The sequence below is a fragment of the Allomuricauda sp. XS_ASV26 genome (assembly GCF_041224615.1).
In the GTDB taxonomy this organism is placed as follows: Bacteria; Bacteroidota; Bacteroidia; order Flavobacteriales; family Flavobacteriaceae; genus Flagellimonas; species Flagellimonas alginolytica.
In genome coordinates, this window is sequence record NZ_JBGFGK010000033.1 from 499,197 (window position 1) to 523,132 (window position 23,936).

The following is a 23,936-nucleotide window of genomic DNA, read 5'->3' on the forward strand; positions in this document are numbered from 1 at the left end:
TCTCAAGGCCGTAACTTTGGGTATGGGAAAATTATATCTGGTTCCTACACCGATCGGAAATTTGGAAGATATGACCTTTCGTGCCATTAAAGTGCTTAAAGAGGTCGATGTGGTCTTGGCAGAAGATACCCGGACCAGCGGAAAACTCCTCAAGCATTTTGAAATCAACACCTCGTTGCAGAGCCATCATATGCACAACGAGCATAAACAGGTGGATGTGTTGGTACAAAAAATGAAAGAAGGGACAACTTACGCTCTCATATCCGATGCAGGCACCCCGGCTATTTCCGATCCAGGATTTTTATTGACCCGTGCTTGTGTGGAAAACGGTATTGCAGTAGAGTGTTTGCCCGGAGCAACTGCCTTTGTTCCTGCTTTAGTGAACAGTGGATTGCCCAATGACCGATTTGTTTTTGAGGGATTTTTGCCTGTAAAAAAAGGCCGTCAGACACGACTTTTGGAACTTGCCGAAGAAACCCGAACTATGGTTTTTTACGAATCGCCCCATAAGCTCCTTAAAACCTTGACCCATTTCGCCGAGTATTTTGGAGAAGACAGACCCATTTCCGTATCCCGGGAATTGACCAAATTATACGAAGAGACCGTTCGCGGAACGGTTACGGAGGTACTGGAGCACTTTAACAATAAGACGCCCAAAGGCGAATTTGTGATTGTGGTAGGCGGGAAGAAATCTTAATATACATTGGCCGCCCTCAATCGGCTGAAAGTCTCGGGTTTCATGTTGAGGTAAGATGCCAGGTACTTTTGTGGAATTACCTTTAATTCTTCTGGGCATCTTTTCATAAAGGCAACATAGCGTTGCTCGGCCGTAAGGGTTAAAAGCTCCACCTCTCTGGACAATCGCCCAAAAAGCACGTCCTGGAAAAAAAGATGTCCCCATTTATAAAAAGAGAGGTGGTTTTTGAACATCTCATCATAGTCCTGTTTGCATAAAGCCAGTAATTTAGATGGTTTCAAAGCTTCCAAGAAAATTTTAGAGGGCTCTCCTCTTACAAAGGAATCAAATACTCCTGAAGGGCTTCCGGCGTAGGAAAATCCCAAAACCACTTTTTCGCCTTTTTCATTTAGCACATAGATTGCTTGTACACCCTCCAGAACAATATAAAAGTTACGCTCTATACTTTCCGCTTCCGTAATTATATCATACTGATCAAATGATTTCAGTGTCCAAAGGGATGTAAAATGTTGTTCTTCATCTTTCGATAAATCAAGATTTGAAAAGAAAGATTTCAAAATAAGGGATGCTTCGACCTCCATTGTTTAGAATCACTTGGTTTCCATAAAAATAGGAATAATACAGTTGGGGCAATTTCCCACTATAAATTACTGAGTCAAGACTTTCTGTTGATTTAAAATTTCATCAATTTGTACCATATGCCTCTCCAAATGGCACAACAGAAACTCAAAATTTTCCGGTAGATAGAACTTTACAATGGGTCCTATCCCTGAAGTGATTTTAATTTTGGATATATCTTTATTTCTACTTTTTAGGATTGAATGCTTCAGGTGACCATGAAGCTCAAAAAATTCACGAAAAATATCTTTCACTTTTTCCTTCCCCATATTTTTCCTGTCCAACAAGGGTTCAAATCGTTTCATGGTCTTCATTTTCCATTTTCTTCGGGTTCCTTTGGGACGTAGCATTTCAATGATCATTTTTTGCCAAGTTCTGGCTCTAAAGGGTTTTTGCTCTTCATTTGAATCGGTCATTTTGGAAATTGCTTCATCTAACTGATTTCGGTAAGGGCCGTAGGCAATATTTAAGTGTGCCAATACTTCAATAATGCTCCATGTATCCGGAACCGATACGTTTGTTAGCATATCTGTATCGAGTTCTTGTAGGGACACCACATTGTTGAGCACAATGTTCAATCGTTGAATTTGGTTTTCAGGTGTTAGGAATAACTTGGCCATACGCTTAAAAATTGTTGTTGATTTAAAACCACAAATTTTAAGGTAATCAAGCACATAAATGTTGATGCAGATCAAGAAATCATATACATATCAATATTTGCTGCCATCGTGCTTGCCCTTTTCCCAGCCTACTTCACCTAAGTATTTTTCAGCACTTTCCACAGCGCCATTCTCAATATTGGTGCCCATGGAGTCGTTCCAACGGTTCAGGTACCCAAAGAGAGAGATTACACCCATCATTTCAACGATCTCGCCATCGTTCCAATATTTATGGAGTCTTTCTTTTATATCAGCGTTTACGGTGTTCGGAACCTGAGAAGCAGCTAGCGCAAAATCCAAAGCGGCTCTTTCCGCTTCCGAAAAAGCAGGATGGGTTCTATATTCCCAGATATTTTCAAGTTGGTCTTGCTCGGCGCCATAACGTTCCGCAGCGCGTATGGCGTGGGCTTGGCAATATCTGCATCCGGTCGCGTTGCTGCTTACCCAGGCAATCATTCGTTTAAGGGCAGAGGTTACCTTTCCCTCGTTGGCCATAACCGCTTTGTTAAGGTTGATAAACGCCTTGGAAATAGCGGGCCTATGCTGCATGGTTAAAACGGAATTCGGGCAAAACCCAAGTGTTTCGTTAAAGAACTCCGCCAGTTGTTTGGTTTCCAAGTCATGATCGGGGGATAGAGGATTTACTAAGGCCATCGATGAGATTTTAAGTTGTATTTTTGATTTCTACAAGAAACAAAAATTTATATTCATGACAAATCACATTACCACCAAATGGCTTGGTGAAATGGCTTTTGAAAGCAATAACCCATCCGGGGAGACCATAAAAATCGATGCAGGACCGGAAAGCGGTGGATCTGGAGAAGGATTGCGCCCCAAGGCATTGATGCTATCTTCTCTGGCAGGTTGTTCGGGCCTGGACGTGGCATCCCTCATCAAAAAAATGAAACTGGATGTAAAGGAGTTCAAGATAGAGACCATTGCAAACCTTACCGATGAGCATCCAAAATATTACGATTCCGTTGTAATAGAGTATCATTTTACCGGCTCTGACCTTAACGAGGAAAAGCTGAAAAAAGCGGTAGACCTATCAGTGGAAAAATACTGTGGTGTAATGGAAATGTTCAGGAAGTTTGCAAAATTGGACATCAAAATTTTATATCACAATAGCTAAAATGTAGAAAAGGACGATAACCCCTGGTTCCTTTTTGGCGAAATGGGATTTTTACCAAAATCCTAGATGTTTTTACTTGTAAAATATAAATCAAATGTGGCTAAAAAAGAATGGGTTATATGTACTGCTGGCGGTTTCCGTGATTCTTGCAATATTGGGGGTTACGACCGAAAACTTTGTTTTTAAGTCCGGTACGGCAGGTATGGGGGCTGTTATTATCCTCATCATGGGTATTGCGGACAAATCTAGCATTAAAGAAGCTTGGTGGATAATCGGAGCTTTTTTATTTTCCATAATCGGGGATTGGTTCTTATCCCATATGAACGGTGATAGCACCATGTTCGTAAAGGGAATCGCCCTGTTTTTTTTGGCCCACTTGGGGTATTTGCTCTACGCATTGCGGAACGGTCGTATAAGAGGAATGTTTACTGCGATTGTTTTGACTATCTATTTGGCATTTTTCTTTTTGGTGCTCTATCCCACTTTTACAGATGTTACGTTAATGATTGCATCTTTGGTGTATTTGCTCATTTCTTGTTTTTCTTTGGGCGCGGCCATGGGGATAAAAGGAGACCTGGCCGCTAAAAGAAGCTTTATTTTTGGAATTGTACTGATCATTTTTTCGGATACTATAATTGCATTCAAAGAATTCGTGGGTTATCATTCGTTCGATTTTCTGATTACACCTACCTACTACCTGGCCCACATTTTTATTACATTTTCACTCGTTAAAAGATTTAAAAGCAACGTCCCAACATCAAACTAATACCTAATATGCGCTGGACCGTAAAACCAAAACCAGAACAAAAAAGCATTGATGATCTTTCCGAAGCATTGGGAGTTGATGATTTAATTGCCCAATTGTTGATCCAACGAGGAGTGACCAATTATGAGGAGGCCAAATGCTTTTTCCGACCAGAGTTAACCCATTTGCACGACCCTTTTTTAATGAAGGGAATGCAAAAGGCAGTGGAGCGCATTGAGCAAGCTTTTGCCAATGGCGAAAACATTTTGGTTTATGGAGATTACGATGTGGACGGAACCACTTCGGTAGCCCTGATGAGCTCTTATTTGCAAGAAATCTACCCTAATGTTGCGACTTATATTCCCGATCGCTATGCTGAAGGCTACGGAATTTCGTTTCAAGGGATCGATTTTGCCGCCGATAATAATATTAGCCTTATGATTGCCCTGGATTGCGGCATCAAGGCCATTGAGCAGATTGCTTATGCCAAGGACAAAGGTATTGACGTGATCGTTTGTGATCATCACCGACCGGGGAAAGATTTACCGGAAGCAGTGGCGATTTTGGACCCAAAGCAAGAGGATTGTGCATATCCTTACAAGGAGCTTTGCGGATGCGGCGTTGGCTTTAAATTGATTCAGGCTCTGGCCGATCAGCAAGGAAAGACCATCGACGACATTTTGCTCTACCTGGATTTAGTGGCCACCGCCATTGCCGCGGACATAGTTCCGATTACGGGAGAAAACCGGGTTCTGGCCTATTACGGGTTAATGGTCATCAACGAAAACCCGAGAACCGGGATCAAAGCATTAATCGATCAGACCAAAAAGCGCGAACTTACCATTACGGATGTAGTGTTCATCTTGGCACCTCGGATCAATGCCGCAGGACGGATGAAGCATGGCCAACACGCTGTAGAGTTGTTAACCGAAACCAATTTTTTGCAAGCACAACGTTTTGCATCGGAAATTGAATCGTTCAATACCGAAAGACGGAGTTTGGACCAAGAGATCACACAAGAGGCCTTGGTGCAAATACAAGAAAATCGAGAAGAGGACAAGTTCACTTCTGTGGTCTATAACGAAAATTGGCATAAGGGAGTAATAGGTATTGTGGCGTCTAGATTAACAGAAACCTATTATCGGCCCACTTTGGTGTTTACCAAAAGTGGGGACAAATTGGCTGCTTCGGCACGTTCGGTCAAGGGGTTTGATATTTACAATGCCCTTGAAGGCTGTTCAGATTGCTTGGAGCAGTTTGGCGGACATATGTATGCAGCAGGACTTACCCTATTGGAAGAACAGTACGAACTCTTCAAAAAGCAGTTTGAAAAAGTAGTTTCTGAATCAATTGACCCAAAATTGTTGCAGCCCGAAATTTCTATCGACGCAAAAATTTCAATGCATCAAATCACACCAAAACTAATGCGGATCTTAAAGCAATTCGCCCCATTTGGACCGGGTAACATGGCACCTGTTTTTATGGCAGAAGGTTTAAAGGATACCGGCCATGCCCGAGGGGTGGGACAGGGCGAAAAGCACTTGAAATGCAGTCTCTATCAGCCCGGTTCCAATCCCATTGGCGCAATTGGGTTTAATTTGGGCAATAAATTGACACGAGTTAAAAGCATAAAACCATTTGATGCCGTATTTTCGTTGGATGAAAATGAATGGAACGGAACGGTGAGCCTTCAGTTAAAACTAAGAGATATTCGCTAGCAATTTATGGACCCCTACGCAGCACTTCGTTATAAGGAATTCAACATATTTTTATTGGTACGTTTTGCCATGGTCTTTGCATGGTCCATGCAGTTTATTGTGATAGAATGGCAAGTGTATTCCTTGACCAAGGACCCACTTTCACTAGGCATTATCGGGTTGATGGAAGTGATTCCTGCGGTGAGTATGGCCCTGTTTGCCGGACATATTGTAGATCAGCGGGAAAAGCGAAACCTTTTGGTGACTTGCATTGCTGGATTCTCGGTAATCAGTCTTGGGCTGTTCTTGTTGAGCTGGCCCGGGCTTGAAGATTCTTGGGAATCTAAAACCATACTGTACTCGATTTATGCCTTGGTTTTTTTGGGCGGGTTTGTGCGTTCGTTTTTGGGCCCTACAATTTTCTCTTTGATCGCTTTGATCGTTCCCAAAAAAATATACCCCAATGCCGCAACATGGAGCAGTTCCACATGGCAGTTGGCATCTGTTTTGGGTCCGGCCTTGGCCGGGTTCTCGATCAGTTGGATCGGGGTACATTGGAGCATGTGCCTTATTTTTGGGTTTTCGGTACTTGCACTTATTTTCTTGTTCCAAATACCGAGAAAACCAATCTTAAATCCAAAAATCGGTGAGCCGGTATTTCAAAGTTTACGAGATGGACTCAAGTTTGTTTTTGGGAACAAGGCCATTTTTGGAGCCCTGACCTTAGATATGGTCGCTGTTTTATTCGGTGGCGCTGTTGCACTGTTGCCAGTATATGCTCAGGATATTTTACATGTGGGTTCCGAAGGCTTTGGGATTTTACGCGCAGCCCCAGCGGTAGGGGCTTCCATAACCATGCTTGGCTCAACACGGTTTCCATTGCATAAAAAAGCAGGTAAAAAATTATTGATGGCCGTTTTTGCTTTTGGTATTTGTATTATCGTATTTGGACTGTCGGAATTGTTTTGGCTATCCGTAATAGCCTTGTTTTTGAGTGGTGCGGTGGATGGCGTTTCCATGATCATACGGCAGACTATTTTACAATTAAAAACACCGGACAATATGCGAGGAAGGGTCGCATCTGTGAATTCTATGTTCGTTGGGTCGTCCAATGAGCTAGGTGCCTTTGAAAGTGGATTGGCGGCCAAATTATTGGGAACTGTTACAGCGGTGGTATTCGGTGGGTGCATGACGCTTTTGACCGCTGGAACAACCGCGATTGTTTCACCGACCTTTCGCCGACTGGATCTTCAAAAAGACATTGATGAACATGAAAAGGAGGATTAACCCTGCAGTTTCTCCAAAGTCAATTTTTCACCATCAAAAACGGCATAGGTAAAATAGGAAATCCAATCCCCAAGATTGGTGTAGGTGGATTTTTCGTTGAGTTTGATTTCCATGGGCAGGTGTCGATGACCAAAAATAAAATGGTCAAAGTGTTGTTGCTCCAGTTTGCGCTTGGCATATAAAATCAACCATTCTTTGTCCTCACCCAAAAATGTAGCATCCGCATCTCCAGAAATAACCTTGTTGTTCACGGAAAGATGTTGCCCTAAGCGAACACCCAAATCAGGGTGCAACCATTTAAAAAGCCATTTGGCCACGGGATTGGTGAACACTTTCTTCATTCGTTTGAAACCTTTATCGTGAGGACCCAATCCATCTCCATGTCCGATAAAAAAGGAAGCGTCGTTTATAAGGAACTGCTGTGGCTTATGGTATACGGGAATATTGAGTTCTTCCTCAAAATAGCCGTTCATCCATAGATCATGGTTGCCCACAAAATAGGTAATTTGGATGCCCATGTCCGATAGCTCGGCCAGTTTTCCCAAGGTGCGGGTAAAGCCTTTGGGAACCACAGTTTTGTACTCGAACCAAAAATCAAAAAGGTCGCCCATTAAAAAAATGGCAGCAGCATCGTCTTTTATAGAATCCAGCCAAGCTACAAACTTTTTTTCACGGGGGAGACTATCCTTTCGGGTGGGTGCTCCGAGATGGTTATCGCTCGCGAAATAGACTTTTTTGCCTTTAGGCAGGGCAATGTTCTTCATTTATTTTTTGTAACGTCGGTTGCTTCGTATTCTGTTGACCACATATACCACAATCACAAAGAGCGCGAGTATGGGGAAAACTAAATCATTCATATTCTAAATTTTATAATTCTTCTCTCGTTTAAAACCGTCATGCTGAACTTGATTCAGCATCTCACAACTTAATCTTTTTAATGAGACCCTGAAACTAGTTCAGGGTGACGCATATTTTTATAATTAGCGAGCATACAACTACTTTTTAAACTTTTCCAATGCTTTTTTAGTATCGGGCGATAGTGCCAATTTTCCGGAGGCTTCGGCACGCTCCAATAATAAGTCGTCCCAATGCTCGGTTCCTTGCCAAAGCACTTTTTTCATTTCAGCAAGGGCTTCGGGATTATAGCTCGCCAACTTTTGCAAGTGAATGTCCAGTTCTTTGTCCATTTCGGAAATGGAATCGTATACCTTGGCATAAAGTCCCTGTTCTTTGGCCCAATAGGCATTTTTCCATTCTGTGGGATACAAAGTGAGTTCTGCCAAAGCCGCCTTTCCCATTTTACGTTCCACCGCAGGGGCAATTACGAACGGACCTATTCCTATGGAAATCTCGGATAGTTTGATTGCCGCTGCTTCGGTAGCATGCACATAATCGCAGGCCGAGACCAATCCGACCCCGCCACCAACAGTTTTCCCTTGCACCCGGCCGATAATGGGTTTGGGACATTTGCGCATGGCATTGATCACATGGGCAAATCCGCTGAAGAACTGTTTTCCTTCTTCTAAATTGGAAACTGCCACCAGTTCATCAAAAGAAGCGCCGGCGCAAAAGGCCCGTTCCCCTTCTGATTTTAAGACAATAACGGAAACTTCATTATTTTCCCCTAGTGCAACTAACTCCTTGGCCAGTCGTGCCAAAAGCTCCGAAACAAAAGAATTGCTTGCCCGATGGCCAAATTCGACCGTAGCGATCCTGTTTTCTATTCGAGTATATAAACTTCCGTTGGTTCTATCTGTTGTCATTCAATTTAGTTATCAGATGTCTTTGGATACTAAATTAAGGGTTTTGAACCAAGGGCCGGAACTTTCTTCTAAATTTCCAGACCAGTGAGAATCCGCGAATCATCATCCAAACAATAAAAGCGATCCAAATGGCGTAAAAACCAAGACCTAAATACATGCCCAGGTAAAGACAGGGGATAAACCCCAAAAAGGTGGCGGCAAGGAGTACATTTCTCAGGTATTTCATTTCGCCCATACCCTTAAAAATCCCATCAAAAATAAAGGCCAAGGTGTTCATGGGAAGTCCTAGGATTACAATATAAAAAATGCTGTAAAAGGTGTTGAGCACGATTTCCTCGTTCGAAAAAAGTTGACCAATGGGTCGATAAAAAATAAATCCGAAGCACATAAGGGCCAGACTTACGATCATTCCGTACTTGAATATTGTTTTGGCCAATTTCCAAAGGCCATCATAATCTTCGGCTCCCAAAAGTTTACCGCCCATACTGTTTCCGGCAGCGGCATAACCATCAATAAAAAATGCGGCGAACAACCATAGGTTAACAGCAATGGTATGTGCCCCGATAAATCGATCTCCTAAAGTAGTGGCTTCTCGAACGGCCAACATCAACGCAGCATTTAGGGCCAAGGTTCTTACAAAAAGGTTAAGGCTCATAAAAATGAGTCGTTTGATCTCTTTGTTCAGCGGGAGGGTCAACTTTAGGCTGATATCCGTTTTCTTCATTAAAAAGAATAGTGCCAAGAGCGCCATAATGGCCTGGGCAATCAAACTGGCCCATGCTGCACCTTCCAAATATAGTGCAGGGATAAAACCTTCAATACCATAAACAAACACAAAATCGAGTACAATATTAAGTCCTGCCCCAAGCATGGCGATGACCATGGGATAGAAGGTGTTTTGCAAACCCCGGAAAATACCAAAAATGGCAAAGGTGAACAGGGTAAGCGGAAATCCCCAAACCCGAATGGAATAATAGGAGACACAATACTCCAATATTTTTCCCGATGCATTGAAGAGCGAAAAAATCTCTTCAATTACAAAAATAGTGGTGAGCAACACAATGATGCTTAAACAGATGTTGAGAAAAATGGCTTGTGCGGGCATATTTTTTACCTCGTCCAATCTTCCTGCTCCCAAATATTGTGATATAATGGCCGAAATAGAGCTACGGGTCTGGCCCAAAACCCAAATCAGCATCGACAAAAAGGAGCCCACTATACCGGCCGCAGCCAAAGATTCAAGTCCGTCTACCGGAATATTGCCAACAATAGCGGTATCGGTAATGGACAGTATAGGTTCTGCAATGCCCGATATGGTAGCGGGAACCGCCAATTGGTTAATGCTCCTAAAATTTACCTCTTTGCTCAAATCGGGTGCAAGTTACAGCACTAATTCATAACAATGAAAGGGATGTTCGCTTTGTTTTGGAAAGAAGATGTCGCCTAGTTTTTGATATCCCCGTTGTTCGTAAAATCTTTGGTTTCTTTTGTTTTGGGAAAAGGTGTCCAACCGCACCGATACAAATCCATTTTTCTTGGAATGGCTTTCAGCAAAGTCCATTAGCCTTTGGGCCAACCCTTTTCCTTGATGATCTGGATGGACCGATAAACGATGGATATACGAGCTGTTGCCATTAGGTGTAAGCCATTGTATGGGTATGTACTCGTCGTCCATTAAAGTTGATATGACGATAGTGCCCAAAATAATGTGGTTTTCTTCAATCACGTAAAGTTCGTTGCGCTGAATGTCTTTTAAAAAGGCTTGTTTGGAGGGGTAATGTTCGTTCCATTGAAAAATTCCATTTTGTTGCATTTTTACGGCACAGGCCTTGGTAATCGACAAGATGTCGGTGATTTCGGAAATCTTTGCTCGTCTTATCATTGATTCGTTTCAATTTAATTGTAAATTTAAGGTTTAATCATAATCACCAAACCATGAACAATATACTTGTACCTATTGGAACTTCTCCAAATGCTTCTCAAACCTTACAATATGCGGTTGATTTTGCTTCCGAATTCGGGGCTATGATCTATGTTATGGATGTTTTTTCCGTGACTACTGCCGTAGGGAGTTTGGCGAATGTGGAAGAAAAAGTAGCAAAAAGTAGCAAGGAACAGTTAAAAGGAGTTATAGATCAAGTAGACACCAAAGGTGTTGAGATAAAAATAGCGACCTATAATGGCGATATTATCGATGGTTTGAAGAGCATTAACAAAGAACTTGGCATTGACTTGATCATTATTGCCCCGAGAAGTAATGATATTAAAGAAGAACTTTATTTGGGCAACACATCTGGAAGAATTATCAAACAGACCGAGATCCCGACCTTGATCGTTCCAAAGGGAACAACTTTTAAACCTGTCAAAAAGATTTTAACGGCCTTTGGCTCCGGTATTTTGAAGCGTAGTAGTATTTTGAACCCTTTGATCATTATCAAAAACAAGTTTAGATCGGAAATAAGCTTATTGTTGGTAAAGAGACCAGGTTATACCGAGGATGACTTAAAAGTTAACACTGCCTTGATGGATTTGAGCTCCCAATTGACCATTACCGAGAACGGTACAACGTATTTAGGGGTAACGGAATATTTCCAAAAGGAACAACCGGATATGCTATGCGTGTTCCGAAGAAAGCGTGGGTTCTTTAAAAAACTATGGGAAAAGAATACCATACAAAAATCGGAATTCTTTGTTAAGATACCGGTATTGGTGCTCAGTGTTAAAAAAGATTAGGGAAGTAATGCAATTTTTGATACTTTCGGAAAAAAGTATTTATTTTGCGCTCTCCTTGGGGGATTAGCTCAGTTGGCTAGAGCGCTTGCCTGGCAGGCAAGAGGTCACCGGTTCGAATCCGGTATTCTCCACAGTAACAGTAAGGCTTCAAGAGTTTTTAACTTTTGGAGCTTTTTTCATTTGCACGCAATTTGCACGCAAAACTGGTTTTAAATTAAGCTCGGTATTATTTGATTCAAATTGGGCTATTTCTATGCTTTTTAATCCTTTATAGCATAATTTTTTGAAAAAGTATCACATTTATTACATGCGTTAGCTTCAGTATTAGATTTATGAATCTAAGTCCCATAAAAGGTCAATTAACGAAACAAATAAAAGAGACCACAAATGTGACCGAATGACAACAGAATTTTTGAAATAGAAAAGAAGTTCAAAAAAAGGGCCGTTAAAATGAACTGTTTTTAAATGCACCGAAAAAGTTTTCTTTTACTAGAGAACTGTGTAGGCAATCAATCAGCAACAATCTTCGTTATTCTGAATAGGTGGACAAGCGACAGTACCGTAGGAACAAAAGACACAACAATCCCCTTCTTTTGGCTTAAGGACTTTTTTGCAATTGTCACATTCATAAAAGAATTGACAGGCCGTTGTTGGCATTTCCTCTTCTTTTTCAAGCCCGCAATTTGGGCAAGTAATTGTTGATATTAACTGAGGTCTCATTATTTGACTACTTTATAAGCTGTACTGTTTATGGCTTTTTTGATTGCGGGCAAATCGGTTTTGGTCTTGTCAAATTCCACTATGGTGTTGGCATTTTCGTAGCTGGTTTTTACCGAAATAATTCCATCCAACTTATTGACTTCACTTTCTACGTGTGCCTCACAACCCACACAAGTCATTCCCTCAACATAAAACGTGTGCTTTTCGATATTGGATTGAGAGACATAGACGATGTCCTTTGTGGGCTGTGCATAAAATAAGTTGGAATAGTACGGGAAGGCCAGCATCAATCCCGAAAATACGGTTACGATGAACAAAAATTGTTTGGATTGCCAAAATGTAGGTTTCGCATCATCGTCACAGGCACAATCTATTTCTTCCTTTGTTTTTGGCCGTAATTTCTGATACCATGCAAATACCAAAACAATAATGGTCAAGCCGATAAAATAGGGTCTAAACGGCTCGACCCAGGAAAAGGTAGATGCAATGCCGCTTGTTCCAGCAATCAGTGCCAAGACAGGGGTAATACAGCATATTGATGCTGCAACTGCGGTAAAAATACTGGTATAGGCCGCGGTGTTTGAAGTATTATTCGATGCCATAATTTAAACTTTCTAAGCTGTTTTCTTTCTTATCGAAATTGAACTGAAAATTCCATTTAAAACATTATCCTCACTCTTTACCAACGAATAATATAATGTTTGACCTTCACGTCTCGATGTGATAATTCCTGCATCCTTCATTTTACGGATATGTTGGGATACCGCGGGGACACTCATTTCAAGAATGTCAGCAATATCGCAAGGACACAATTCATTTTCTATGTTCAAAAGAAATAGGATTTTCAGTCGTACCTCACTTCCGGCAAGGGCCAAAATTTTGCTCATGGCCTTAAAACTATCGGAAGAATTTTCTATTGTCCTCTTGCACCGTGATATTTGTTTATGGTCGGCTTCATTCCGGGTACAGGTTATTTCCAAGCTCATCAATTTTAACTTAACGCGTCTACAAATATATCATTATTTAAGCAAATACTTATATACTAAAACTGTAGACATATTATTTAGGAAGTTGGATTGGTTCTTTGTTTTAGTTTTTATAGACGAATGCCTACCGAGTTTTTGTAGCACCAGTGAAAAAAATAGGGGACTATGATATTTCTATTTCGGATTCTGATTCCAATGTCCGGCAGCAATAAGTAGCCTTTTCATTTGAATAAGTTGGTCTTCATCTTTGAAATATTCATGACTTAGCATTTTTCTCAGTTGACCAACGGTTTCTTTTGAAGTTAATCCCTTTTTTTCAAAAAGTTCGGTAAATTTCTGAAGTTGCTCTAACTTGTACTTTGCCTTTTCAACAAATTGTTCCCCATTTTCAGAATCCTCGTAACTCGATTGAATTTCAAAATGTCGTTCTATCGTACCCGGTTTTCCAATTATCAATTTCTCAGCATTAATCTGAACGATTCCATTTGTAGTAAAAACATAGTCCCTATCGTGAACCATCCTATTAATTCTGGTTTGACCATCAGCAATACTGTTTGGAAAGATTTCTAAGTAGTATTTGGTATCTAAAGGCAAAGTTATTACTGAGTCAGGATTAAAAAGGCCTTCAAATCGAGTTGATTTTACGCCGCGTATTGATACCGGATTATCGCAAGTAATTAATGGTGCATCCTCATCATTGATTCGGTGGACATTTATAGTACAATCATATTTGAAATCCACAAATTCTTTCCATTTTTCCAAATGTTGAACCAAGAATTTAATCCTGTTACGCTCTTTAAATTCGTGTCTAACTTTACCAATATCCTTAATATTGAATTCGTGCTTTTCTTCTTCAAATGTAAATTTCACATCGCCGTTTTCGTCGGCGTACAATAACATTCTATCTAAAATTTGGTCGGTAAATGCGTTCTGATGATTAAGAAACCTCGGGGTTCTAAAATAAAGGGATAGGCAGACGTATAGTACTTGCCTTTTTTGCTCAGAGGTCAATATCTTCACATTTTCATCGACAAGTAGTTTATAAATCTTAGGGAATTCAGAATCGACGTGTTCGGCATAATGATATTCCAAATCGTATTTCCTATCAATCTCGGCATTCGGAATCGTATAAAGATTTTTCTGAAAGCAAATACTTTTTGTACTAATCTGTTCAAGAAGCAAATCATCTTCCAATCTGTAAGCATCAACAAAATAGTTGCCGTTATTACCTTCAACACCAAAATTTTTCAGGTAAGACCGTGGTATGTATTGTTGCTTGATGGGTTCGTTTTTAGCCATACATGAAATAATGAATTTTCATGAATGTACTAATTCCATTCCATCTTCTGCAATCGTATCGCATTCAATATAGCCAAAAACGCCACACCCACATCAGCAAAAACAGCTTCCCACATTGTCGCTAATCCACCTGCACCGAGAATGAGGACTATGACCTTGACACCAAATGCAAGCGCAATATTTTGCCAGACAATTCGTCGCGTTGAACGACCAATTTTAATCGCTCTTGCAATCTTACTGGGTTGGTCGGTCTGTATGATAACATCGGCTGTTTCTATAGCAACGTCGCTACCCAAACCACCCATTGCAATACCTACACCACTTGCTGCCAAAACGGGTGCATCGTTAATACCATCGCCAATAAATGCTACTTTGGTTTCGGGTTGCTTTTTGAGCTCTTCAACCTCATTGAGTTTATCTTCAGGCAACAGTCCGCCTTTTGCCCAATCGATTTTCAACTCTTTTGCAACCTGTTGTGTAATTGAGTCTTTGTCACCCGATAGCATTATAATTTTGGAAATTCCTGCATCCCTAATTTGTTTAATGGCTTGGTGCGCATCATCCTTTAATTCATCTGCAATGGTAACATAACCTGCAAATGTTCCATCTATGGACACCATAACGATTGATTCTACAATACCATCTGTTTCCGAAGGGACTTCTATGCTGTTTGAGGTCATCAAGGCTTTGTTACCTACCAATACCGTTTTCCCGTTGACCTTTCCTTTCAATCCCTTTCCGGCAACTTCCGATACATCTGTCGCTTCATAATCTGACCCGTCCGCTTTGTATTCGAGAATTGCTTTTGCGATGGGATGAGTAGATTGTTCTTCCATCGCCATCAGGTATTTCATAAATTCGGCTTCCTCAAATGTGATGGAATTGATTTCCTTGATTTTAAAAACGCCTTTGGTAACGGTTCCTGTTTTGTCCATTACGACCGTGTTTACTTGGGTCATTGCATCCAAAAAGGATGCACCCTTGAATAGAATACCGTTTCGCGATGCCGCACCCAATCCGCCAAAATAGCCCAGAGGAATGGAAATGACCAGCGCACAAGGGCAGGAAATTACGAGGAATATCAATGCTCGATAGAGCCAATCCCTAAATACATAATCATCTATAAAAAAGTAAGGCAGAAAAGTAAGTCCGATAGCGAGGAATACCACGATTGGTGTATAAATCCGTGCAAATTTTCTAATGAACAATTCGGTCTTTGATTTTCTGGCGGTTGCATTCTGCACCATATCCAAAATTCGTGCAATGGAACTGTCTTTAAATTCTTTTGTGGTTTCAATCTCGATTACGCCATCAAGATTTATGCTTCCTGCAAAAACAGTATCACCTTTAGCAATAGTATCAGGTTTGCTTTCGCCTGTCAAGGCAGCAGTATTAAAAGAACCCTTTTCAGAAAGCAGAATGCCATCAAGCGGAACTTTTTCGCCTACACGCACCTGTATCTTTTCGCCAATCTCAACAGTCTCGGGATTTACTGAAACAAAATCATCATCACGATAAACCAAAGCCTCATTGGGTCTTACATCGAGTAAGGCTTTTATATTTCCCTTAGCACGGTTAACGGCCGCATTTTGGAAGAGTTCGCCCACGGCATAAAATAGCATAACGGCTACACCTTCAGGGTATTCGCCTATGGCAAAAGCACCGAGGGTTGCAATGGACATTAAGAAGAATTCAGTAAAGAAATCCCCCTTTTTAATACTTTCCCAGCCTTCCTTTATTACAGGGAATCCCACAGGGATATAGGCTACCGTGTACCATACTACGCGAATCCATCCTTTGAAGAAAGGAAACGCATCAAAGTAATCAATAGCAATTCCGGCTATCAACATTACGAAGCTGAAAATAGCCGGTAGATAGGTTCTGAAATTTGAAATTTCTTCAGGGCTGCTATGGTTATGGCCATCGTCGTGACTGTGCTCGCCTTGTTGTTTTTTTGGTTCTAAGTCACGTAAGTTTATTTTTTTCTTTTTCATATGTTCTAATCAAGTTTGATATCATTTTAAAAACTACTTCGATAATTTCAATATTCTCAATGCACCGCGCATTACAAAAGTGAAAACGATGCCGCCAATCACTAAATCGGGCCATTTACTATTCAGAAAATAAACCAGCACCCCAGCTACTATAACACCACCATTAACAATAATATCATTGGATGTAAAAATGGCACTTGCCTGCATATGAGCCTCTTGACTCTTTGCCTTGTTGATGAGCCAGAGCGATATCAAATTACCTGCCAATGCGAAAATTGAAACGATAATCATCCATTGAAACAAGGGTGTTTCGGTATTGCTAAAAAACCTTCTCAAGACCTCTGCAAACCCAAGTGTTGCCAATGCCATCTGAAAGTATCCGCTGTATTTCGCAACCTTCTTTTTTCTTGAAATGGCACCGCCTACCGCAAATAGGCTTAATGCATATACGATGGAATCTGCCAGCATATCTAATGAGTCTGCCACAAGACCCATCGAAGAAGAAATCCAACCGGTGGTCATTTCGATAACGAAAAAGCCAAAGTTGATGCCCAAGACCCACCATAGGATTCTTTTTTGTTTGGATTGGTCTTCCATTACGGGTGGTTCGGCTTCTGTGGTTCCTTCTAAGGAATCCCCAAGTTTTAAGCTGGCTATAGACGTTTTTATCGCCTTGACGTCGTCCACGTGATATACTTCCAATTTTCTGTTTGGAATATCAAAATCCAAGTGTTTTACTTGAGCATAAGACTCTAACTTCATCCGAATCATCTGCTCTTCTGAAGGGCAGTCCATTTTAGTTATTATAAAAGTGCTTTTTTTCAAAATCAATCTAATTTGTTCGTTTGTTTATTAAAGTAAATTACTGCTGCATTTTTCGCATATTCCCGTAACCACGAGATTAACATCCTCTGCCAAATATCCATCTGGCAAATTGATATGCGGGATTTTTAGTTCCGTTAAACAAACTGTTTCGTCACAGTTAGTGCAATGAAAATGTAAATGCAAATCCTGTTCTATTTCACAATTACAGCCTTCTTCACAAAGTGCGTATTTAGAGATTCCAGTTCCGTCATCTATGTGATGCACCACGTTTTTTTCTTCAAACGTTTTTAGGGTTCGGTACAATGTGGTTCTATCCGCTTTTGCGAAAGCATTCTCAATATCAGTCAGGGCGATGGCGGCATCCCTATCGGCCATATACTTATAAATCAAGATGCGCATTGCGGTGGGACGCACGTTATGGTCATTTAATGTTTTTTCAATTTCAGTCATTTTGTGCGGTGTTATAATTGATATTTTTAGCTTTATTGTAGGCTTCATAGCCTTCTTTTGCAGCGTACGGAACGATAAGTAATGCCGCCACAGGATCTGCCCACCACCAGCCTAACCAGTTGACCAATAGCAATCCTATAAGTACGACCACGGTTTGGTATAAGCAAATAAAGGTGTCTTTAGCATCAGCCAGCAAGGCTGGACTGTCTAATTTCTTTCCATACTTTCTTTTGAAATAGATCAGGATAGGATTTACAACCAGGGAAACCAATAATATAATCAGTCCCATCGTGCTCCAGTTTGCGGTTTCTTTATTTATAAGCTTTGTAATGGAATCGTAGGAAATGAAAATACAGATGAGCGTAAAGGAAACTGCAATTACGTTTAACGTGATTTTTTGTCTTCGTTTTACTTTTTCTTCATCGATACCTTTAATCTCGCCGTGTAGTCGCCAGCCTAATGTTCCCGCACTAACCACTTCAATCGTGCTGTCCAATCCCCAACCTATCAGAGCCGAACTATTTGCTGTAAATCCAGCAATAAGCGAGACCGCAACTTCAATAACATCGTAGATGACGTTCCAAATCTGTAAGGTTCTTGCTACTTTTAAGTTTTTCTTTCTTTTTTCTTTCATTCCATTTTAATCATCGTCACCAAGTTCCCCTTTTTTCATCTCTCCCATAAGGTAATAGGCATTATTAAAGGCAAAATGAGTATTTGGGTCTGGGGTTTCAAAAAAACGTATGGCTATCCAGTCACCATCCTTCTCGCCCGTAGTGACTTCTACTGGTATAAAACTCCAAGTGTTGCCTTCCCTTTGCGCTTTAAACACATAATCCCTACCACCTTCTGTAATAATGGCACTTTCTGGTAATGCGGTTTCAGCGGTTTCATCGTTATCAACTTCAATCCTACCTTTAATGTACATTCCTGAGATAAGACCACCACCTTTGTTCTCAATTTCTGCGTGTACGTGCACCGCTTTAGGATCTTGCTCGAAGGTTTTTCCTACTGAATAAATTTCGGCAACGAGTTCCGTTCCTGGTCTTGATTGAACGCTAAATCGTACTTGTTGACCTTTCTTTACCCTATCAACATCTTTTTCGAAAACCATTAAATCTGCGTGTACGTGGTCTGTATCTACTATTTCCATTAGGTTGGTCTGTGGCTCCACATATTGTCCAGTTTTTATAAAAACTTTTTCTACAACCCCTGCAATGGGACTGCGCAATGCAACACGCTGGTAGATAGTGCCATTGCGCACGCCATTCACATTGATGTTGTACTGTCGCAATTGTGCTTCCAGCCCGTTTACCATTGCGGTAGATGACTGATAGTCTGCCGTTGCCTTTTGGAAATTCATACCAGATGCCACACCAGCTTCATAAAGCCTTTTTTGACGTTCGTATTCTTGTTTTAAAAACCGACTGTTGCTGTGTGCATTTAAGTAATCGCTCTGTATCTGTATGATGCTGGGATGTGAGAGATAGGCAACCGCTTGATTTTTTTTCACTTCATCACCTTCTATTACTTCTATGGATGCCACATTTGCTCCTGTTATGGCGGTAATGGATGCTTCGTTTTGGGGTGGTACTTCCAGCGTGCCATTTGCTTCTACATAACCGCTCATATAACGTTGTGAGAGCGTGTCAATTTCCATCTGTAAGGCTTCAAACTGCTGTGCCGTGAGCATTACTTCCTTAGTTTCGCCTTCCATATTATCTTCTTCATCTTCCCCTTCAGAGTGATTTTCTTCTGTTTCAGAATGGGTGGCTTCATCGTGGCCATCTTCAGTTTTTGACTCGCCACAGCTGAATAATGTCAATGCCATAAGCATTGTGGTAATCGGTATATATTTTAATTTTTTCATCTTTTTTTAGTTTTGGAAATATTGTAGTTTAAACAAGGCTTCTAAATAATTATCGAGTGCGTCCAGCGCATCCATTTCGGTCTGTATGGCATCACGTATAATTTGCGTGAATGCTGCATAATCAAGCGCACCTTCTTTGTAGGCGAGCAATGCGCCTTTGCGCTGGTCTATGGCAAGTGGCAGAGCTTCGGTTTTATAGAAAAACCAAGTATCTCGCCATCGTGTATAATTTTGCTGTGCTTGTGTATATTGGGATTGCAGCTCGCGTTGTTTGAATGCGGCATTGGTTTCTGCAATCTGTGCATCCAGTTTAGCAGCTTTTGCGCGGCTGCGGTCTGGGCCAGAAAACAGCGGTATGGAAATCCCTGCCTGATAGGTGTAGAAACCACTATCGCCATTTACACGTTGCAGGCCACCTTGCAGATTAAACTGGGGCAGTAAGCTTGCCCTTGCTGCATCATAGCTTGCTTGTGCTTCGTCTATACGCTTTCGCGAAAGCGATAACTCGGGATGTTCATCCAATGTATCATCAGTCTCTAACACCGAAATTTCGGTAGCTTCAAATTCATCAGCTACGGTGTACATCGTATCTGGTGTCAACCAAAGATTGAGTTTTTGTAATGCGATTAAATAATCTGTTTCTGCCTGCTGAAACCTGTTGGTTATCTGTAACGCTTGATTGCGCGCAGCAGCATATTCCAGTCTCGAAATGGCTTCGACTTCAAAATTGAGTTCTACAGATTGTGCAAATTGACCATAAATGCTGTCCAGTTCTCGATAAAGAACAAATTTCTTCTTTGCCTGAAAAGCTTCTGACCAGGCTTTTTTGACTTCCAGTTCTATCTGGATTTCAGATAGGTCAAAAGCTGTTTCGGCTAACTGGATGCGTTGTTGTTGCAAGCGTTTTTTGGCACCTATTCCCAATAGATCAATATTTTGTTGCCCGATACCTATCAAGGTATAAATGCCCTGACCATCTGCCACTTCTTCGCCACCTGTAAATACTTTAGTATTACCGAAGTCATAGGCATTGCCCGTGAGTGCGCTCTGTCTTTCTATTTCGAGTTGGCTCGTCTTGAGTGCTGGATAATTCTCTTTGGCAATTTCTACAGCCCGAGATAAGGTAATGGGTGTAATGCTATCCTGAACAATGAGGTCTGGCACAGGTGCTTGTGTTTGTTGCGCTTTCGCCAAAGCGGTACCACCTAACATAAAACCAAGTATTAAAATCGTGGTCAATGCTTGCGGATTAAACGAACCAATCTTGTTCTGGTCTTTGCGCTCACGTCGCTTTTCTATAAAGATATAGAGTACAGGAAGTACTATCAACGTGAGTAGGGTGGCCGTAAGCATCCCACCAATAACTACCGTAGCGAGCGGTTGTTGCACCTCTGCACCGGCTGATGTGGAAAATGCCATAGGTAAAAACCCAAAAATATCTGTGGTAGCCGTGAGCATAATGGGGCGAATACGTTCTTTAGTCCCTTGAAATATTCTATCCTTTATGCTTGTAACACCTTCTTCCTTTAAAGAATTAAATCGGTTAATAAGTACCAGCCCGTTAAGAACTGCGACACCAAATAGCACAATAAATCCTACACCTGCCGAAATACTAAATGGCATATCTCGAAGCCATAAAGCAAACACACCACCAATGGCCGCCAAGGGAATCGCGATGTAAATCATTAGCGATTGTGAAAAGGATTTTAAGGCAAAGTATAACAGTACAAATATCAAGAACAGGGCGATGGGCACAACAATTGTTAAACGATCCTTAGCGCTTTGTAGGTTTTCAAACTCTCCACCATAGGTAATATAATATCCTGATGGCAAGTCCAGTTCTTCATCTAACTTTTGTTGTATATCTTTTACAACAGACTCCACATCTCTGCCTCGTGCATTTACACCTACATAGGTTCTTCTATACGTATTGTCACGTGAGATTTGCATAGGTCCAGGCACGTATTCAATCTCTGCTATTTCAATAATGGGTACCTGGCTTCCATCCTTAAGATCGATGTACATCGTGCGCAGGTCATCAATACTTTTTCTATGGCTTTCATCAAATCGTACCACCAGATCAAATCGTTTCTCGCCTTCAAAAATGACGCCAGCGGTACCACCTGCAAAAGCAGTACTTATGTAATCATTTACTTTTTGAATATCCAGTCCATATTGCGCCATTTTATCTCGTCTGAACTTTACGGTCATTTGTGGTAGTCCAGCTGTACGTTCTGCACTCACATCGCCCGCGCCAGGAACGGTCTTTATAATAGCTGCCATTTCCTGAACCTTGTCTGATAACACCTCTAAATCTTCGCCATATAGCTTTACTGCAATATCCTCTCTTACGCCTTCTAAAAGCTCATTAAATCTTAATTCGACCGGTTGGGTAAATGATAAATTAACCCCGACGAGTTCATCATCCAGTTTATCCCTTATGGCTTCAATCAAACCTTCTTTAGTAGAAGCAGTTGTCCACTCGTCCATATCCTTATTAAGGATGATATACATATCTGCAATATCCATAGGCATAGGATCTGTAGGTATATCTGCCACACCCATACGTGCTGTTACCGTTTTAATTTCAGGAAAATTTTCTAATAGGATAGTTTCTATTTTCTTTGAAACTTCAATGGATTCTGTGAGCGAGCTTCCTGGTCTTATAAACGCCTGCATTGCTATATCTCCTTCATCGAGCTGCGGCACAAATTCTCCACCCATATTAGAAAATATAAATCCAGCAATAATAAGCAGAACAGCAGCAGATGATAACACGATAAGCTTAAGCCGTAGTGCGCCTTTTAATAATGGCTTATAAGCATTATGTATAGCACCAATAATTTTATCACTTATCTTTTCAAGCCAACGCTCAAATTTGCCAAACCAGCTTTTGGTGTTTTGAACTGGTTTCATAAAAAGCGCAGACATCATTGGGACATACGTAAGACACAGAATAATTGCACCTATCATAGCAAAACCAAAGGTGTATGCCATCGGTTTGAACATTTTACCCTCTACACCTGTAAGGAAAAGTATAGGTGTAAAAACTATAAGTATAATGATCTGCCCGAAAAAAGCAGAACCCATCATCGTGGTTCCGGCATCATAGGCTACTTTATCCATTACGCCTTGATTGAATTTTAGCTTTCCAGACCTAATCCGTTTTTGGATCTCATACACCGTTCCTTCTATAATAATCACGGCACCATCTATAATAATCCCAAAGTCTATAGCTCCCAAGCTCATTAAGTTTGCCCATACATTAAATTGCTTCATTAAGATAAAGGCAAAAAGCAAGGACAACGGTATGGTCGTGGCCGTTATGATGCCACCTCTTAAACTACCCAACAATAAAACAAGGGCAAATATCACGATTAGGGCACCTTCCAGTAAATTGGTTTTAACGGTATCGGTCGTTCTGGCAATTAGCTCACTACGATCAATGATAGGGGCGATAGTGAGACCTTCTGGCAGGGATTTTTCAATTTCTGCCATACGATTCTTAACATTTTGAATAACCGCATTAGGGTTTGAACCTTTTAGCATCATTATTATTCCTCCCACGGCTTCCTTACCGTCTTGCGTAAAAGCACCATAACGTACCTGATTCCCAAAATGGACGCGTGTTGCAACATCTCCAATAGTTACGGGAATGTTGCCCTCGTTAATAATCGAAATATCTTTAATGTCTTCCAAAGAGCGAATAAGACCTTCACCTCTTATGAAATTTGACATTTTATTTTTTTCTATGTAAGCACCGCCTGTATTCACATTGTTCCGAGCGAGAGCCTCATACACTTGTGAAATACTAATACCCAAACTATTCAACTTATCTGGGTTGACAGCGACCTCATACTGTTTAATACTGCCTCCATAAGAGTTGACCTCTACCACGCCTTCCAGTAATGTGAGTTGTCGTTTGATAACCCAATCTTGCACGGTGCGCAGTTCCATAGGCGAATACTTGTTTTCAAAACCCTCCTCTGGCTTTATAGTGTATTCATAGATCTGACCTAAACCAGTAGAGATGGGACCCATAGATGGACTTCCAAATTTTTCAGGGATAGATTCGCCCAGTTCGTTTAGTTTTTCCTGTACCAGCTGTCGAGGAAGATAGGTTCCCATATCGTCTTCAAAAACGATAGTAACTACGGAAAGGCCAAAGCGTGAGATAGATCTTATTTCTGTAACGCCTGGTAAATTACCCATAGATAGTTCTACGGGATAGGTTACGAACTGTTCAATATCTTCCGTTCCCAAATTGGGCGATTGTGTGATGACTTGCACTTGATTATTGGTAATATCTGGCACAGACCCAAGATTTACCGTTGCCATTGACCAGATACCGACACCTATAAGAGTCAATGTAAACAGACCGATTATAAATTTGTTATTGATTGAAAAATCAATGATTTTGTTAATCATAGATAAGGATGTTAATTCAGTTGAAATTCTTGT

At 41.0% G+C, this 23,936-nt stretch carries 23 protein-coding genes and 1 tRNA gene; 7 read left to right on the top strand and 17 right to left on the bottom strand.

The features are described 5' to 3' along the window. Positions 1–22 precede the first annotated feature (22 nt). Positions 23–697, top strand: a complete 675-nt coding sequence (rsmI, locus tag AB9K32_RS14330) for a 16S rRNA (cytidine(1402)-2'-O)-methyltransferase (RefSeq protein WP_224836050.1) — start codon at positions 23–25, stop codon at positions 695–697. Here rsmI and AB9K32_RS14335 read toward each other — a convergent pair. From AB9K32_RS14335 to AB9K32_RS14345, 3 genes are all read right to left on the bottom strand, one after another. Continuing rightward, positions 694–1,278 (bottom strand): Crp/Fnr family transcriptional regulator, encoded by a 585-nt coding sequence (locus AB9K32_RS14335; RefSeq protein WP_252080933.1) that lies wholly within the window; start codon positions 1,276–1,278, stop codon positions 694–696. The two genes, rsmI and AB9K32_RS14335, sit on opposite strands and share 4 nt — an antisense overlap. A 66-nt stretch (positions 1,279–1,344) precedes the next feature. Next, positions 1,345–1,935, bottom strand: coding sequence for a hypothetical protein (locus AB9K32_RS14340; RefSeq protein WP_369885561.1), 591 nt, complete (start codon positions 1,933–1,935; stop codon positions 1,345–1,347). A 90-nt stretch (positions 1,936–2,025) separates the two neighbouring features. Next, a complete protein-coding gene (locus AB9K32_RS14345; protein ID WP_224836053.1) occupies positions 2,026–2,628 on the bottom strand; it encodes a carboxymuconolactone decarboxylase family protein in 603 nt (200 codons plus the stop codon). 55 nt (positions 2,629–2,683) lie between these two features. On the opposite strand from AB9K32_RS14345, the gene AB9K32_RS14350 reads away from it, so the two are divergent. From AB9K32_RS14350 to AB9K32_RS14365, 4 genes are all read left to right on the top strand, one after another. Continuing rightward, positions 2,684–3,106 (top strand): OsmC family protein, encoded by a 423-nt coding sequence (locus AB9K32_RS14350; RefSeq protein ID WP_224836054.1) that lies wholly within the window; start codon positions 2,684–2,686, stop codon positions 3,104–3,106. Positions 3,107–3,200: 94 nt separating this feature from the next. Next, complete coding sequence (locus tag AB9K32_RS14355) at positions 3,201–3,872, top strand: lysoplasmalogenase (RefSeq protein WP_369885563.1); 672 nt, start codon at positions 3,201–3,203, stop codon at positions 3,870–3,872. A gap of 8 nt (positions 3,873–3,880) precedes the next feature. Then, complete coding sequence (gene recJ / locus AB9K32_RS14360) at positions 3,881–5,569, top strand: single-stranded-DNA-specific exonuclease RecJ (RefSeq protein ID WP_369885564.1); 1,689 nt, start codon at positions 3,881–3,883, stop codon at positions 5,567–5,569. A gap of 6 nt (positions 5,570–5,575) precedes the next feature. Then, positions 5,576–6,835, top strand: coding sequence for an MFS transporter (locus tag AB9K32_RS14365; RefSeq protein WP_252080925.1), 1,260 nt, complete (start codon positions 5,576–5,578; stop codon positions 6,833–6,835). On the opposite strand, the gene AB9K32_RS14370 is transcribed toward AB9K32_RS14365, so the two are convergent. From AB9K32_RS14370 to AB9K32_RS14385, 4 genes are all read right to left on the bottom strand, one after another. Beyond that, positions 6,832–7,599 carry a UDP-2,3-diacylglucosamine diphosphatase gene (locus tag AB9K32_RS14370; RefSeq protein WP_369885566.1) on the bottom strand — a complete coding sequence of 256 codons (768 nt, stop codon included), beginning with the start codon at positions 7,597–7,599 and terminating at the stop codon, positions 6,832–6,834. The two genes, AB9K32_RS14365 and AB9K32_RS14370, sit on opposite strands and share 4 nt — an antisense overlap. Positions 7,600–7,830: 231 nt before the next feature. Beyond that, a complete protein-coding gene (locus tag AB9K32_RS14375) occupies positions 7,831–8,598 on the bottom strand; it encodes an enoyl-CoA hydratase/isomerase family protein (protein ID WP_369885567.1) in 768 nt (255 codons plus the stop codon). 34 nt (positions 8,599–8,632) lie between these two features. Further along, positions 8,633–9,967, bottom strand: a complete 1,335-nt coding sequence (locus tag AB9K32_RS14380) for an MATE family efflux transporter (protein WP_369885568.1) — start codon at positions 9,965–9,967, stop codon at positions 8,633–8,635. 12 nt (positions 9,968–9,979) lie between these two features. Next, complete coding sequence (locus tag AB9K32_RS14385) at positions 9,980–10,480, bottom strand: GNAT family N-acetyltransferase (RefSeq protein ID WP_369885569.1); 501 nt, start codon at positions 10,478–10,480, stop codon at positions 9,980–9,982. A 53-nt stretch (positions 10,481–10,533) separates the two neighbouring features. Between AB9K32_RS14385 and AB9K32_RS14390 the strand changes: the two genes are divergently transcribed. Both AB9K32_RS14390 and AB9K32_RS14395 read left to right on the top strand, forming a co-directional pair. Further along, a complete protein-coding gene (locus AB9K32_RS14390) occupies positions 10,534–11,331 on the top strand; it encodes a universal stress protein (protein ID WP_224836062.1) in 798 nt (265 codons plus the stop codon). A 57-nt stretch (positions 11,332–11,388) separates the two neighbouring features. Continuing rightward, positions 11,389–11,462: transfer RNA gene (locus AB9K32_RS14395), tRNA-Ala, on the top strand. Between the two features lie 382 nt (positions 11,463–11,844). On the opposite strand, the gene AB9K32_RS14400 is transcribed toward AB9K32_RS14395, so the two are convergent. The 10 genes from AB9K32_RS14400 to AB9K32_RS14445 form a co-directional block, all read right to left on the bottom strand. After that, positions 11,845–12,051 carry a GDCCVxC domain-containing (seleno)protein gene (locus tag AB9K32_RS14400; RefSeq protein ID WP_099546397.1) on the bottom strand — a complete coding sequence of 69 codons (207 nt, stop codon included), beginning with the start codon at positions 12,049–12,051 and terminating at the stop codon, positions 11,845–11,847. After that, positions 12,051–12,653 carry a mercuric transport protein MerTP gene (merTP, locus tag AB9K32_RS14405; protein WP_099546398.1) on the bottom strand — a complete coding sequence of 201 codons (603 nt, stop codon included), beginning with the start codon at positions 12,651–12,653 and terminating at the stop codon, positions 12,051–12,053. Before merTP ends, AB9K32_RS14400 begins: the two co-directional genes overlap by 1 nt. Positions 12,654–12,665: 12 nt before the next feature. Continuing rightward, the gene (locus tag AB9K32_RS14410; RefSeq protein WP_116216553.1) at positions 12,666–13,037 is read right to left on the bottom strand and encodes a metalloregulator ArsR/SmtB family transcription factor; all 372 of its coding nucleotides are present in this window, start codon (positions 13,035–13,037) and stop codon (positions 12,666–12,668) included. 174 nt (positions 13,038–13,211) lie between these two features. Next, complete coding sequence (locus tag AB9K32_RS14415) at positions 13,212–14,336, bottom strand: DUF4238 domain-containing protein (protein ID WP_116216552.1); 1,125 nt, start codon at positions 14,334–14,336, stop codon at positions 13,212–13,214. Between the two features lie 29 nt (positions 14,337–14,365). Continuing rightward, positions 14,366–16,330, bottom strand: a complete 1,965-nt coding sequence (locus AB9K32_RS14420; protein WP_116216551.1) for a heavy metal translocating P-type ATPase — start codon at positions 16,328–16,330, stop codon at positions 14,366–14,368. Positions 16,331–16,363: 33 nt separating this feature from the next. Beyond that, on the bottom strand, positions 16,364–17,155 hold the full coding sequence (locus AB9K32_RS14425; RefSeq protein WP_181898143.1) for a cation transporter: 792 nt from the start codon (positions 17,153–17,155) through the stop codon (positions 16,364–16,366). Positions 17,156–17,182: 27 nt separating this feature from the next. After that, positions 17,183–17,605, bottom strand: a complete 423-nt coding sequence (locus AB9K32_RS14430; protein ID WP_116216550.1) for a Fur family transcriptional regulator — start codon at positions 17,603–17,605, stop codon at positions 17,183–17,185. Continuing rightward, on the bottom strand, positions 17,598–18,239 hold the full coding sequence (locus AB9K32_RS14435; protein ID WP_116216549.1) for a cation diffusion facilitator family transporter: 642 nt from the start codon (positions 18,237–18,239) through the stop codon (positions 17,598–17,600). The genes AB9K32_RS14430 and AB9K32_RS14435 overlap by 8 nt, the downstream gene beginning before the upstream one ends. Positions 18,240–18,245: 6 nt before the next feature. Next, a complete protein-coding gene (locus AB9K32_RS14440) occupies positions 18,246–19,475 on the bottom strand; it encodes an efflux RND transporter periplasmic adaptor subunit (protein WP_116216548.1) in 1,230 nt (409 codons plus the stop codon). Positions 19,476–19,481: 6 nt separating this feature from the next. Beyond that, positions 19,482–23,903, bottom strand: coding sequence for a CusA/CzcA family heavy metal efflux RND transporter (locus AB9K32_RS14445; protein WP_116216547.1), 4,422 nt, complete (start codon positions 23,901–23,903; stop codon positions 19,482–19,484). Between the last annotated feature and the right edge of the window lie 33 nt (positions 23,904–23,936).